Source organism: Reichenbachiella sp., assembly GCF_965233835.1.
In the GTDB taxonomy this organism is placed as follows: Bacteria; Bacteroidota; Bacteroidia; order Cytophagales; family Cyclobacteriaceae; genus Reichenbachiella.
In genome coordinates this window covers 3,851,684-3,866,247 of sequence record NZ_OZ247585.1, presented here as the reverse complement: position 1 = coordinate 3,866,247, position 14,564 = coordinate 3,851,684, and the positions used below count along the sequence as shown (strand labels likewise).

The 14,564-nt window shown below is 44.9% G+C and carries 9 protein-coding genes; all 9 read left to right on the top strand.

Going from position 1 to position 14,564, the window contains the following annotated elements:
• The first annotated feature begins 84 nt into the window (after nt 1-84).
• Nucleotides 85-1,179 (top strand): mandelate racemase/muconate lactonizing enzyme family protein, encoded by a 1,095-nt coding sequence (locus ACO6S2_RS16315; protein WP_422359630.1) that lies wholly within the window; start codon nt 85-87, stop codon nt 1,177-1,179.
• A gap of 62 nt (nt 1,180-1,241) precedes the next feature.
• Nucleotides 1,242-2,273: an aldose epimerase family protein gene (locus ACO6S2_RS16310; protein ID WP_422359629.1), complete on the top strand. Its 1,032-nt coding sequence runs from the start codon at nt 1,242-1,244 to the stop codon at nt 2,271-2,273.
• Between the two features lie 94 nt (nt 2,274-2,367).
• Entirely contained in the window at nt 2,368-3,375 is a 1,008-nt protein-coding gene (locus tag ACO6S2_RS16305) for an L-rhamnose/proton symporter RhaT (protein WP_422359628.1), read from the top strand.
• Nucleotides 3,376-3,555: 180 nt separating this feature from the next.
• On the top strand, nt 3,556-4,812 hold the full coding sequence (locus ACO6S2_RS16300; protein WP_422359627.1) for a glycoside hydrolase family 117 protein: 1,257 nt from the start codon (nt 3,556-3,558) through the stop codon (nt 4,810-4,812).
• A 147-nt stretch (nt 4,813-4,959) separates the two neighbouring features.
• Nucleotides 4,960-6,480: a sulfatase family protein gene (locus ACO6S2_RS16295; protein WP_422359626.1), complete on the top strand. Its 1,521-nt coding sequence runs from the start codon at nt 4,960-4,962 to the stop codon at nt 6,478-6,480.
• Between the two features lie 33 nt (nt 6,481-6,513).
• A complete protein-coding gene (locus ACO6S2_RS16290; protein WP_422359625.1) occupies nt 6,514-8,703 on the top strand; it encodes an FG-GAP-like repeat-containing protein in 2,190 nt (729 codons plus the stop codon).
• A gap of 40 nt (nt 8,704-8,743) precedes the next feature.
• Complete coding sequence (locus ACO6S2_RS16285) at nt 8,744-10,699, top strand: FAD-dependent oxidoreductase (protein WP_422359624.1); 1,956 nt, start codon at nt 8,744-8,746, stop codon at nt 10,697-10,699.
• On the top strand, nt 10,674-11,828 hold the full coding sequence (locus ACO6S2_RS16280) for a hypothetical protein (RefSeq protein ID WP_422359623.1): 1,155 nt from the start codon (nt 10,674-10,676) through the stop codon (nt 11,826-11,828). The genes ACO6S2_RS16285 and ACO6S2_RS16280 overlap by 26 nt, the downstream gene beginning before the upstream one ends.
• Nucleotides 11,829-11,836: 8 nt before the next feature.
• On the top strand, nt 11,837-13,918 hold the full coding sequence (locus ACO6S2_RS16275) for a hypothetical protein (RefSeq protein WP_422359622.1): 2,082 nt from the start codon (nt 11,837-11,839) through the stop codon (nt 13,916-13,918).
• Nucleotides 13,919-14,564 lie beyond the last annotated feature (646 nt).

Here is a 14,564-nt window from a genome sequence, read left to right as displayed (position 1 = left end):
CGAGGAGGAACGACGAAGCAATCTCTCATCAGTACCAGTAAGATCGCTTCGCAAAAACTCGCATGACGGAAATTAAAAGAATCAATGAATAAAATAAAAGACATACAAGTACGCCTATTCAATGTGCCGCTACCCGAAGTACTGAGCGACGCCAAGCACGGCGATCACACGCACTTCGAGTTGGTGACCACTACCATTACCCTAGAGGATGGAAGTGAAGGTACAGGCTATACCTATACCGGCGGCAAAGGCGGTCATTCGATCAAGGCTATGCTGGAGCATGATATGGCACCAGCATTAATCGGTAAGGATGGAACTGAAATAGACGAAATTTACGACTTTTTAGAATGGCACATCCATTATGTGGGGCGAGGTGGTATCGCCTCATTTGCCATTTCAACCATCGATATCGCTCTTTGGGATATCAAGTGTAAGAAGGCTGGCCAGCCACTCTGGAAAATGGCTGGCGGTGCCGGAAACACCTGTAAAGCCTATTGTGGAGGCATCGATTTGATGTTCCCGATAGAGAAATTGTTGAGTAATATGAAAGGCTACCTCGAGGCAGGGTTCAATGCAGTAAAGATCAAAATAGGCCGAGAAAACCTAGACGAGGACATCGAAAGAATCGAGGCAGTTCGAAACTATATCGGCCCCGACGTCACCTTCATGGTGGATGCCAACTATTCCATGAGCGTAGAAAAGGCCATCGAATGCGCCAAGAGAATCGAACACCTGGACATTACCTGGTTTGAAGAGCCCACGATCCCTGACAACTATAAAGGCTATGCAGAAATCGCCAAAGCGACTACCGTGCCACTGGCTATGGGAGAAAACCTGCACACCATCCATGAATTTGAGTACGCCATGGCCGATGCAAATCTCTCATTCATACAACCGGATGCTTCAAATTGTGGGGGAGTTACAGGCTGGCTAAAGGCAGCCAAATTGGCTAAAGAAAACAATATACCCGTCTGTTCGCATGGGATGCAAGAACTACACGTGAGTCTGGTTTCGTCGCAAGAAAATAGCGGCTGGCTAGAAGTGCACAGTTTCCCGATCGATCAGTATACCACTCGGCCATTGGTAGTGGAAAACCATCGAGCGGTAGCTTCGGATGAACCGGGAACAGGTGTGGTATTTAACTGGGAGAAATTGGAGCCATATGAACAATTAATGTAATGCATTTATTGTCATCTCGACGTAAGGAGAGATCTCATTAGAATGAACAAAACAAAACCAGCATGAAAGTAGAAAAACAAAATTTCGGCCAAGTCAACGGACAAAACATAGAGCAATATGTATTGGCGAATGAAAATGGCATTACCGTGAAGGTGATGACCTATGGTGCTACCATCACGTCGCTTCAGGTTCCGGACAAAAATGGGAAAGTAGGCGACGTCGCTTGCGGATTCAATAGCATCGATGGCTATTTGAGCGAAGCCTACCTAAACAACGCACCCTACTTTGGCTGCACAGTAGGACGATTCGCTTCTCGAATCAAGGATGGTAAGTTCTCCGTCGACGGCAATGAATACACCTTGGATGTAAACAATGGATCGAACCACTTGCACGGTGGAGTGGAGGCCTTAGATAAACGTATCTGGACCGCTGAAGTGACTAGCTCAGGTGTAGAAATGTCAATCGTGAGCGATCATATGGACAATGGATTCCCAGGTTTGGTCAACATCAAAGTGTCCTTTTCGATCAACAACGACAATGAGCTGTCGATCCGATACAAAGCCACCACGGATCAGAAAACGCCAATTTCATTGACCAATCACACTTATTTCAATCTTTCAGCATTCAAGCACACCATTGTGAATCATGAGGCTACCATCTTGGCAGATAAGTTTCTTACCCCAGATGAAACCAACGTGCCCATTGGAGAGGAAACCAACGTAGATAGCAATCCAGCCGACCTGAGACAACCAACAAAATTGAATGATGCATTGACGGCTATGGAAACAGGGTTTGAACACTACTACGTGTTTGATGAAAATACGAATCTGAGAAAAGTGGCCGAATTCAATGAAAGCGAAAGTGGCAGGAGTATGCAACTATACACGACTGAGCCAGGCATGCTGTTTTATTCGGGCTACTTCACCTCCGATGAATTGAAGCGTGAAAGTGGAGAACAATTTGGCCGATTCAGAGCCTTTTGCTGCGAGGCACACCGCTATCCAAATGGACCGAATATAGAAGGTGCACCCAATGTTTGGACTTCACCTGACCAACCGTACGAAAGTCGCACGGTGTACAAATTTGATTTTTAACTGAAAGAAACTAGACTAAAGATGAGATTCAAGACAAACCCTTTCTTCTGTCTTGATTCTAAATTCTAAGGTTTAACATCTAAATACTACAATTATGATTGAAGGAATTATATGGGCGTTACTTGCCGGACTAATGCTTGGGCTGTATGCTTTACCAGAGAAGTTTACCAAAGATTTTGAATTCGAAAATACTTGGGCACTGTTTTTTGCCATCAACACGTTTGTGATACCCAACGTGGCGGCATTTATGCTCATCGATGGGTTTGGAGAAGTATTGGCAGCACTTCCAGGTAATGTCCTTTGGGGTATGGCCATTTCGAGTTTTCTATGGGGAATAGGCGTTATGATGTGGGGCAAAGCCATAAATCATATTGGATTGTCACTGGGCTTTTCGCTATTTATTGGTACTATTATTCTAGTAGGCTCTTTGATTCCATTTATGGTGGATGGACTTCCAGATACCAAAGTATTTGCTACGATCCTTGGCGGAATCTTCGTAGTATTGATAGGTGTGATTGCCAACGGAAAAGCCGGACTCAGAAGACAGGCCGAAGAAGGCGCTGAGGAAGAATCAACGGAAAAAGGCTCTATGACCACTGGCATCTTGATAGCAGTCATTGGAGGATTGCTGGCCACAGGTTTTAGCTATGCCAATACGGTAGGAGGTGCTGCTATCCATGCCGCTTGTCAGAGCTTGGGTAATCCGGAGTGGGTGAGCGCTGTGGCAGTGATGTACATCATCTACATGGCTGGAGGTTTGGCGATTGCAGCGTATTTTATTTATCAGCTTTCGAATAAAGGTCTTTGGGGTAAATTCAAAACACCCAACTTCGGCAAAAATGCCTTGCTCACCACCATCATGGGAGTATTCAACTTTGCTGCTTCTGCAGCTTTTGCCTTTGCTGCATTTAAGCTGGGAAATACAGGCGGCACAGTCGGTTACGCTATCTTTAATACTGTAGCCGTAGCCGTAGCGATTGTGAGTGGTTTGATTACTAAGGAGTGGATCAAGGCTTCCGCAAAAACAAAAGGCATGTTGTACTTCGGCTTAGGCTGTATGATTGCGGGTATTGTAATTGTTGCTGTAGGCAACGGCTTGTAAAAATTTTGATTAACTGGTTTGTTTGAAGTAAACCAGTTAATACGGTTTTTTCATCTCGACGAAGGAAAGATCTAAAATGGGAAACTCAGAGACATGCTGAAAGTATGGACAAAGGTTAAAGGGGTGACAATATTGGAGTAAAGCCTTGTCCATTAATCTGGCGAAAGCAAAATAAAGAACATGGAAATTAAGATTACTGATATGAGAAAAACAATAACTAAAAAATGGTTAACGTTGATGGCAATTGCTTTCGGAATAAGCCTTGGTGCTTGCCAACAACCAGTCACTAAAGACTGTGAACAAAAACTAAACATCACCCCAGAAAAAATCGACTTCTTGGGCATCACTGATCCGGAACATCTTAGTGCTGCATCCAAACGGGCCTTGCAATGGTCAGATGATTTGAACAACGAGTGGTTCGGAGAATTCGAACAGTTTTATCTTAAGGGAGACTTGGCCTATGAAGAAGGCGTAGTGCGAAGAGACCCAAGTGCCCTGATTAAAGAAAACGGCAAGTATTACGTGTGGTATAGCAAGAGCGTAGGTCCTACGGATGGCTTCGCTGGCGACATCGAAAATGAGAAAGTATTCCCGTGGGATAGATGTGATATCTGGTATGCCACCTCAGAAGATGGTATCACCTGGAAGGAAGAAGGTATGGCTATCGCCAGAGGTGAAAAAGGTGCCTATGACGACCGTTCGGTCTTTACCGTGGAGATCATGAAGTGGGAGGATAAGTATTATCTCAGCTACCAAACTGTAAAATCGCCTTATAACGTAAGAGTGAAAAATCAGGTCGGTCTGGCTTGGTCGGATTCGCCGGATGGTCCTTGGACAAAGAGCGAAGAGCCGATCCTAAGCCCAGCTGATAATGGTATTTGGGAAGGTGATTCTGACAACCGCTTTTTGGTAGAGAAAAAAGGAGATTTCGACAGTCACAAAGTTCACGATCCATGCATTCTGCCCTACAATGATAAGTTTTATCTCTATTACAAAGGCGAGCAAATGGGAGAGGCCATCACTTTTGGCGGACGCCAAATCAGACACGGTGTAGCCATTGCCGACAATCCAAAAGGTCCTTATGTGAAATCTTCCTACAACCCAATTTCAAACAGTGGACATGAAATCTGTGTATGGCCACATAAAGGAGGAATAGCGTCATTGATTACTACGGACGGACCAGAGAAGAATACGGTTCAGTGGTCACCTGATGGTATTAATTTCAACATCATAGCCTCTATTCCTGCACCACCACATGCCATTGGGCTGGATAGAACTAAAGATACCGAAGAGCCATTTGCCATATTCGGATTTGGATTGACACATGAGTACGTTTCATATGATTATCAGTGTATCAAAGGCTTTAGAGGAAAGAGAAAAACAACCCATGTTGGCAAAGGCGAAGCCGGTGCTGAGAAGGGTAGCGATGAAAAGTAATATGGTTTTAGTGGGCAACCAGCTTAATTTTTAATGAAGGGATAAATCGAACCGTGATACGCCATTTCACGGTTCGCCTATCATACCCTTCAACCCTAACAGGGTTCAAAACCCTGTTAGGGTTATTCCTCCAACACACTCATTTCTATGAAAATACAATTTCTCATTGCTATACTCATTGGTAGCCTCAGCTGCCTTTGCTGGTCCTGTGATCATCAAACCAAGGATGAGCTCAAGCCCAACATCATCATCTTTTATGTAGATGACCTGGGCTATGGTGACCTGAGCGGCTACGGTGCCAAAGGCGTAAGCACACCAAATGTAGATCGATTGGTAAACGGAGGTCTGAAATTCACAGATGCCCACAGCCCAGCGGCTACTTGTACACCATCTCGATATTCGTTGCTCACGGGTGAGTACGCTTTCCGAAACAACGCCCGAATCTTACCAGGCGACGCCCCATTGCTCATCGATACCGCAAAACTGACCCTGCCCAAAATGTTGAAGAAGGCTGGTTACACTAGCGCCGTAGTGGGTAAGTGGCACCTTGGGCTTGGCAATGGCCAAATAGATTGGAATGGAAAAGTGTCCCCTGGCCCCTTGGAAATTGGCTTTGATTATAGCTTTCTCCTGCCAGCCACAGGAGATCGTGTGCCTTCAGTTTACTTAGAAAATCATCATGTGGTAGGCCTAGATCCTGCCGATCCGATCCAGGTCTCTTACAACGAAAAAATCGGTAATCGACCTACGGGCATCGAAAACCCAGAGTTGCTTAGATATGCCGCCGATCGCCAGCACAGCGAAACCATAGTGAATGGGATCAGTCGCATTGGCTACATGGCTGGGGGAGAATCTGCCCTTTGGAAAGACGAGGATTTTGCCAATATCCTTACGGAAAAAGCCAACAGATTTATTGCGGATAATCAGGAAAAGCCCTTCTTTCTTTATTTCTCATTCCACGATATCCACGTGCCTCGTCTACCGCACGATCAGTTTCTTGGCAAAAGCCAAATGGGGCTAAGAGGCGATGCCATTGTTCAAATGGATTGGATGACCGGGCAGGTGATGAGTCAACTCAGAAAACTAGGCTTGGAGGAAAATACCTTGGTGATCTTCACCAGCGACAACGGTCCCGTGCTTAACGACGGCTATGAGGATAAAGCAGTAGAACTCTTGGGTGAGCATCAACCTGGGGGTGTCTACCGAGGAGGCAAGTACAGCGCCTTCGAGGCGGGTACTCGTGTGCCTTTTGTCGCGTATTGGCCAGACCAGATTCAAGCGGGTGAATCTAAGGCACTTTTCACGCAAACGGATCTGTTGGCCTCCTTGGCTCACTTGACGGAAGTGGACATTGAAGGCGCAGATATAGATGCTGAAAATCAGTTGGATGCCTTGCTAGGATTGGATTCAGTAGGTCGTGAGGTTATGTTGGAGGAGGCTTTTGCTTTCGCTTTGCGCAAAGGCCATTGGAAATATATAGCGCCTGTGCCAGCCCAAAAGGCATTTCCTAACTGGCTCAAAAATAAGACTATAGAAGGAGGGGTGGACACGATACCGCAATTGTTCGACCTGTCAACTGATCCTGCCGAACAAGTCAATTTGGCTCAAAAAAACTCTGAGTTAGTGACTGCCTTGCAGCAAGAGTTACAACTCATTGTAGAGAAGTAATTCTTGTAGTATTCGAATAGTAAAATGACCATCATGAAAAATACCTTAACTCAATCGCTTTTTAGCCTTTGTTGCCTTTGTTGGTCTTGTGACCAACAAGTAGATCAACAGTCGGATTATTTACTTTCTAGTGCAGTCACTTTAGATTTTGCGGCTTCTACTCCTATTCAATGGCAGTCTGACCAACCTACCAATTATCAAGTCAAGATTGAAGCCTATTCTCAGACGGGCAATGCCAATTTGAGTTTGTTGGAAGGAGACCGAGTGCTGATAGACAATCTAAGTATTCCTGATAGTGGTAGTTACGATTTGAAAGTGATTGTTGGCCAAATGGCTAAAGGAGATCATCAACTCACATTTCAAAGAAGAGGTGGAGATATTCGATTGGATCAAATTCGGCTGACACCTGTTTCTGACATTGCACTTCCTGCTTACCAAGACATTTCGGAATCGGCCAATTTCAAAACCGTAGATACCTGGAAATATGGAGGACCTTCCATAGCTGACGTAGACAACGACGGCGACTATGATTTCATCTTAAACAATCATGATAAAGTACCTGCCAAACTGTTTTGGAACAATGGCGACGGTACGGTCGATGAGCATAGCGAACCACTCTATCGCTGGGACATCCATGGTTCTACCGCTGGCGACTACGACAATGACGGCGATCTCGACATCGTCATCGCACAGGGTGGAGGCAACGGCACCGATCCACAACCGCCTCATGTGCTAAGAAATGACCAGGGTGTTTTCACCGAAGTGACTAAAGAAATAGGAATTACAGAAGGCGCTCGCGGTCGATCGGTACGATGGATCGATATGGATCTAGACGGAGATCTGGATTTTCTGATGATCAATGCGCAGCAAATGATGGGCGAAGAAGGTCCGAGAAATTTTGTTTATGAGAACAAAGGGGATGGAACGTTCGCATATTTTTCTAGTCCAGCCATCGAAAAAGCTGACGCCGAGCGATTGCTGATTACTGATTTCAATAATGATCATATCGACGATTTAATTCTCTTCTCACCCTTGTCTCTTTGGCAAGGCAACGGAGATTTGACCTATACTGACGTGACTAAAGCTTGGGCCGGTGAAAGCGACATTGCGCACATCACAGGTGCTGCAGCGCTAGATTACGACAACGACGGCGACTGGGATTTGTACCTTTCCAGAGGCAAGGTCTATTATGAAATGGCCAACCAATCATTGGACTACAATCCTATCAAACAGAGAATAGACCTCAGAGAAGAAGGCAATGAGGGAAGACGAGGTATGACCTTTCGAGCAGCCGGCGATCTGGTGTTGTCGGACTTTTACCATTGGTATCGACGATATGACGGAGGATTCCCCATTTACTTAGGGAAAGAAAAAATACAAATAGATACACCTGAAGACAGCTTGGTACTTTCACCCAGTGAAGCGCAAGGATGGCCAGAACAGCGCAACCAAAACGGCTGGTACTTTGGCTACCTCGGAGATAATCAATGGCAATGTGAATGGGTGAAAAATGGCAACATCTACTGGGGTATTCGCATGTCTATATCAGGTGTGTCCGATGTACAAACAACATGGGATCCGCAAAACCGTCATGTCAACGATATACTGCTGAGCAATGAAGGACAACGATTTACCGACGTATCTAATACATCTGAGATCCCATTAGGGGGTAATCACCAAGGCGTATCGGTCGGAGATTTCAACAACGATGGTTTTGTTGACCTGTTCTTACATCGTTTTGGATTTTTACACGGCCGTGTAATGGACGTAATGGCACTCAACAACGGCAAGGGTAAATTCATACAATGGGCTCAACATGGGGCCACCGATCCAACGGACGAAGGCCACGGAGACATGGGGCAAGCTTTTGATTTTGACCTCGACGGCCAGCTGGACATGCTCAATGGCAGCGATGCCGATGGTCATTGGTATTTGTATAAAAACGAAGTGCCGGGCCATTATGCCTTGATACACTTGGGATATAGCCCCGAATCGAATGTAGACCCATACAGTGCTATCATCACCATCGAGACCGCATCAGGAAAGCAGTACAAGCGCGTGGGGTCAGAAGGAGCCATTCATTCGCAGAGTTTGTTGAACATCGTACATTTTGGCTTGGCCAAGGACGAACAAATTGAAAAACTCACCATACGCTGGCGCAATGGAGAAGAGAGGGAATGGTTCGATTTAAAAATTAATCAGCTCATCAAGGTAGGGCAATGATTCAATTAGCTCGCATCAGAGTCATTTGATTTAGGAGAATATGAAAAACATTGAAAGAAGAAAGTTTTTAAAAAATTCCGTCAAGGGAACATTAGGAGCTACGCTTATTCCTGTCGTAGGTCATACTGAAGGGGATAGCCTAGAGAGGAAACTACCTACTAATAACGAACCATCTAATGACTCAAAACAATGGCATCAGATGGGTACTGGCAAAAAGCCCAGACCAAATAGGAAAAAGGTGGTCACTTATGATGTAGCAGTGATCGGCGGAGGCGCGGCGGGTATATGCGCCGCCGTATCAGCAGCTCGCAATGGAGCCAGAGTGGTGCTGGTGCAGGACCGGCCAGTATTAGGAGGTAATTCGTCCAGCGAAATCCGGGTGCACCTCAATGGTGTCAATCATTTGAAAAGCGGGGTGCCCGAACGCGAAACGGGCATCATCGAAGAAATGCTGCTACACAACCGATTTCATAATCCACAAGACAGTTATCCAGTATGGGATCATATTTTGTACGACTTTGTGACCAAAGAACCGAACATAGACTTAAAACTCAATACATCGGCGATTAGAGCCGTGATGTCGGGAGATAAGATTGAAGCTGCGTACTGCTGGCAGTTAACTACCGAAACCGAATTTACCATCAAGGCTTCGATGTTTATCGATTGCTCGGGAGATGGACTGCTAGGTGCCACGGCAGGTGCCTACTATCGCACCGGTCGCGAAGCTGCTTCCGAATTCAATGAAAAATATGCTCCCAAAAAGGCTGATGGCTGGCAAATGGGCTCAACGATCCTATTGGGGTCTAAAGATATGGGACGACCCATGCCATTTGAGGCTCCACATTTCTCCATACCCTACGACGCAGAGCAATCACACAAGGGCAGAAGCCTAAAACCCTTTGAGTTGGGTTTTTGGTGGGTGGAATTGGGTAGCGACGATGATATTATAGGTGAGTTTGAAGACAATAAACACAAGCTCATGGGATACGCCTATGGCGTATGGGATTATTTGAAAAACTCTGGTAAATTCCGTGAAACGGAAAACTATGCCTTGGATTGGGTTTCTTCCTTGCCAGGAAAACGCGAAAGTCGCCGATTTATGGGGGACTATGTTTTGTGCGAGCCAGATTTGTTGGGCAATAAGCAGTTTCCTGATGCCGTGGCCTTTGGTGGGTGGTCGCTCGACGAGCATAACCCTGGGGGTATGGAAAACTTGAGTGAGCCGCCAAGCTATTTTCACGAAGAATTCGAAGAGCCCTATCAAATTCCATTTCGAAGCTTGTATTCTAAAAACGTACCTAATCTTCTTTTTGCAGGTAGAAATATTAGCCAAACCCATATAGCACTTTCTTCTACACGGATCATGGCTACTTGTGCCCTGGAAGGTCAAGCTGTGGGCACAGCTGCGGCTATGTGCTGGCAAAAGTCTATCATGCCTAGGACGCTGGGTCAGCAATACATTCAAGAGTTGCAAGAGCAGCTGCTCAGAGACGATGCCTTCATCCCAAACAGAACAGCAAAGGATGAACTTGATTTAGCCAAGCAAGCTGCTTTGATTTTCGCATCTTCCACTTCTTCTGGAGATGCCAAGCTTTTGAACGATGGCTGGGGGAGAGACTACCACGGTGTAGAGCATCATTGGCAATCGGACGGACTGCCGGCCGACGTACAGCTAGAGTGGGAAGATAGAGTGAAAATATCGAGCATAGAATTGAAATGCGATACCAATGTCAAGCGAAATATCATGCTGCGACGTGATAGTTTGGAAAACGACCTCTACAGTACACAAGTACCCAAGGAAATGCTCAAGACGCTGAAAATAGAAGCCAGAGTGAATGGAGACTGGGTGAGTCTGGGTGATGAGGATAATAATCGAATGCGTTTGATCCGATTTAGATTTGATGCTATCGAAACTACTGCCATCCGCATACGGGCGAAGAAAACCTACGGCCACCCGAATGCCAAATTGTTTGAAGTTCGATGCTATGCTGGCTAGTTGGCTGCTAGCAAATGTAGTGTACCTGAGTGCATGGTATTGTGGTTTCTCTGTAAACCCATGCGCTCAAGACGCTGATCAGAATCAACTTCCCGAAATTGTTCACCACATAGTAGTTTCTCACCCTGGTGTGAGTTTGGATGATACTGTATCATGCAGACTGGTAGAACGAAAGAACGATCAATCTTCATTTCGTGAATTCTATCTGAATGTCGCTTCGGTTTCATGCGGAGACACGCAGTGCAAGGTTGATACAGTTATGCTTTTCTGGGATGAATTAGGTCGGTATGATCGTCTTGAATTGCCGAAAGGTATAGACCTGGAAAAGGCTGAGGGACAATCATTTACCAAAAAAGACTATGCGAAACTAGATGCTACGCTCTCCGATGCCAATTCTCCACTTCGAGATGTTTTTAAGAATGAAATCGTAGGTACGGTAGGAGGAGAAGGCATAGATGCGTTGTCAGGGGCTACGGTGTCACTGGACAAATCGTCTTACGTGGCAGGGGCGGTTTGGACCTGTTATACGCTGTGGCATTGGGTGCATGGAGCCGCTAGGGATAGCATACGAAACATAACTGGGGATGGTCTGACCGTTGCTTCGCTTTTGGTCTATTTAAATTCAGAAGATCCGGTCTATCGGAGGTTTGCCCTAGAGCAATTGACCAGAAGAAAGGATGATTCGCAACAGACTGTCGATGCGGTGCTTTTTGCGAATGAAAAGTATCCAGATTTGGCCAAAATGAGCATGGTATACTGGAGGCAAGCATCGGACGTCGTTTACTCCAAAGGGTTGCTCAATCAGATCAAATCTTGTGAATCAGATGTTCGATTGATCTGCTTGCATGAAATCTTAAATTCAAAGAGAGAATTGCCCGAGTCATTTTATGAGTCGCTGATTACCAGCTGCTCAAATTCAACCTATGAAGAAGTGCATGTGCTGCTAAGTATGTTAAAGCAGCGAAAGCGCTTGTCGCCCTGGATAACAGCTCAGCTATTGCTGCTGCTGGATAGTGATGACTTTTTGATAGCACGAGCGGTGTATTGGTTTTTGGCTACCCAGCATCTGAATGAAGATCAAACCGCACGGCTTCAAGCATTTTACAAAACAAAGAAAGACAAACTTTAAACCAAGTTATGAATTACATATACTACTGCTCAAGTCTACTGCTACTATTAGTGGCGCAATTATCGTGCACCACAAAAGAGATAGACCAATTGATATTGATTCAGAATTGGGAGTCACAACTGGCTAATCAAGGAAATGAAAATTCAGTAGGCTTTGAGGTTATAAATAACAATCAGGCTCTAGTTATTCATTCTGGCGGCGAAATTGGCCAACACAGCGTTGTCGTCACCGAATCCTCCAATTATCCATGGAATCTAGCCGGCTATTATTTAGTAAAAGCTGAAGTTTCTAATTTGGGTACAAAACCCGTGCAGGCCGAAATGTTTGTCGGCAACGACCCAGATGGACTTGTCAGGTGGTACTGTTCTGATTATGTGGATTTGCTCCCGGGACAAACCAAGACCATTGAGGTGCCTTTGGCCTGGACATCATGGATTACCAAGCCACAGCTGGATATAGTAGGTATGCGAGGTGCTCCCGGCCAGTACAAAACCGATGTAAACAAAATCAATTCGATTAGTTTTCGTTCGCGCTATGCAACTACTCCTGATGCTTTTGCAGTGCATAAAATCTGGGCAGAAGGAAGGACAGAGGTTAGGGATACTACGGATTATTTTCCTATGGTAGATGACTTTGGTCAATTCGAAAATCGAGATTGGCCTAGCAAAACACACGATCAAAACGAATTGGCGAAAGCTGGTTTTGACGAAAAAGAAGATTGGCAAAATCAGCCTAAAAACCTGAACGACTTTGGAGGATGGACCGCCGGGCCAAAACTCGAGGCTACCGGATATTTCAAAACTGCTAAGCACGATGATAAATGGTGGCTCGTAGATCCAGAGGGTTACTTGTTTTGGAGTAATGGACTTAATTGTGTGAATAGCAAAATGATCATAACGGGAACGGAAGGCAGAGAACATTACTTTGCCTCCCTACCAAATAGAGATTCAGATCTGGGTCGATTTTATACAGAAGGCAGATGGGCGAGTCATGGATACTATAAAGACAAAATACCTTTCGAGGCCTATAGTTTTTACGAAGCCAACTTATTCAGAAAGTATGGTCAGCAGTGGGCCGATTCGTTCCGAACGGCAACGCACAAAAGATTCAGAAGCTGGGGCATGAATACTTTCGGCAATGTGTCCGATGATACGCTTTGTCTCGACCAAAAAACACCATATGTAGGTACAGTCTGGATCAATGGCACGCCCAAGATTGAAGGGTCGGAAGGGTTTTGGGGTAAGTTTCACGATGTATTCGATCCAGAATTTAGGGCAGCCGTCCGTGTTTCCATGGAACAACAACAAAGAGGTGCAGACGATCCGTGGTGTATCGGCTTTTTTGTAGATAATGAAATGTCTTGGGGACAAATTGGCTCGTTGTCAGTGGGTACGCTAAAAAGCCCAGCAAACCAACCCGCTAAGATTGAAATGATTTCTGACCTTAAAAACAAATACATCTCCATCGAAGATTTGAATGAAAGCTGGAGCACAAATTATCCGTCATGGGAAGGCTTGACTCAAAGTACAACTCTACCTGACATCAACTTGGCGAAGAAGGATATGGCCGATTTTTACATCAAAATAGCCGAGACTTATTTTAAAATTGTGAGTGAAGAGTTGGATCGCATCGCACCCAATCAATTGTATTTGGGGTGCCGTTTTGCTTGGTCTAACAATGAGCCTACATTGAGAGCTGCCGCTAAATATTGTGATGTGGTCAGTTTCAATAAGTACGAATACAGCATTGCGAATTTGCAATTGCCAGAAGGAGTGGATAAGCCCATTTTAATAGGAGAGTACCATTTTGGAGCGACTGACCGCGGGCATACACATCCAGGGGTGAAAGTAGCTGCCAGCCAAATTGAACGAGGCGAAATGTACCAATCATACATCGAAGGTGCCTTGCGCAACGCTCAGATCGTCGGTGCGCACTGGTTTCAGTACACAGATCAAGCGATGACTGGCCGCCAAGACGGTGAAAATTATAATGTAGGTTTCATAGACATTTGTGACCGTCCTTATCCTGAGCTTATTGAGGCGGTTCGCCAAACGAATTATGGCATGTATGATTTGAGGTTTGGAGAATAATTTCAAAATGTCATTTCGTGTTTCAACGTTATCATTTGCGCCTTTTTAGAAGTGAAATTAGCCAATAACCATTCAACAATTTCCGCATAATAACAGTCTACTTTCGACTTAAGTACGAGATGTGTTAAAAGTAGATTTTCAATACAAAAAAAACTACGTTTTCGAGGTTTGTTTCAACTAGACAGAAATCCATAATATGGGTTTGAAAACCTCGTTTAGATGAGCTGAAAGCCTATTTTGGTATTTGTCTAGTTGACTTATCCAGTTTTTGTCTAGTACGTAGTTTTGGAATAATTCAGTCAAAAATCCACTTTGAAGATGGTTTTGAGGCCAATATTAAAATACTCGTAGAAAAAGGAAAAGTTTCACAATACACATAGGTCTCAAAGCTGAAAGGAAACAAAACAAACTGCAGCCTATGACTAAATAATTACTACCCAGTTAATTCATCACCAGATGCTATGGGAATCACCTGACAGGTCCTGCCAGATATTGACCTGCAGGTTAGCTAATCTGAAGTAGAGCAATTCCAAACCGAGGTATTAATATCAGAGCTTATTAGAAGTGAAAAAATGAATCACTTAAGCTCAACAGGATAGCTATGCCTTTTTTAGAACTGACTAACAAACTAGAACATTTATAAGAA

Excerpts from the sequence above, each read along its gene's own strand:
- ACO6S2_RS16315 (WP_422359630.1), top strand. The coding sequence starts at position 85 with ATGAATAAAATAAAAGACATACAAGTACGCCTATTCAATGTGCCGCTA.
- ACO6S2_RS16310 (WP_422359629.1), top strand. The coding sequence starts at position 1,242 with ATGAAAGTAGAAAAACAAAATTTCGGCCAAGTCAACGGACAAAACATA.
- ACO6S2_RS16305 (WP_422359628.1), top strand. The coding sequence starts at position 2,368 with ATGATTGAAGGAATTATATGGGCGTTACTTGCCGGACTAATGCTTGGG.
- ACO6S2_RS16300 (WP_422359627.1), top strand. The coding sequence starts at position 3,556 with ATGGAAATTAAGATTACTGATATGAGAAAAACAATAACTAAAAAATGG.
- ACO6S2_RS16295 (WP_422359626.1), top strand. The coding sequence starts at position 4,960 with ATGAAAATACAATTTCTCATTGCTATACTCATTGGTAGCCTCAGCTGC.
- ACO6S2_RS16290 (WP_422359625.1), top strand. The coding sequence starts at position 6,514 with ATGAAAAATACCTTAACTCAATCGCTTTTTAGCCTTTGTTGCCTTTGT.
- ACO6S2_RS16285 (WP_422359624.1), top strand. The coding sequence starts at position 8,744 with ATGAAAAACATTGAAAGAAGAAAGTTTTTAAAAAATTCCGTCAAGGGA.
- ACO6S2_RS16275 (WP_422359622.1), top strand. The coding sequence starts at position 11,837 with ATGAATTACATATACTACTGCTCAAGTCTACTGCTACTATTAGTGGCG.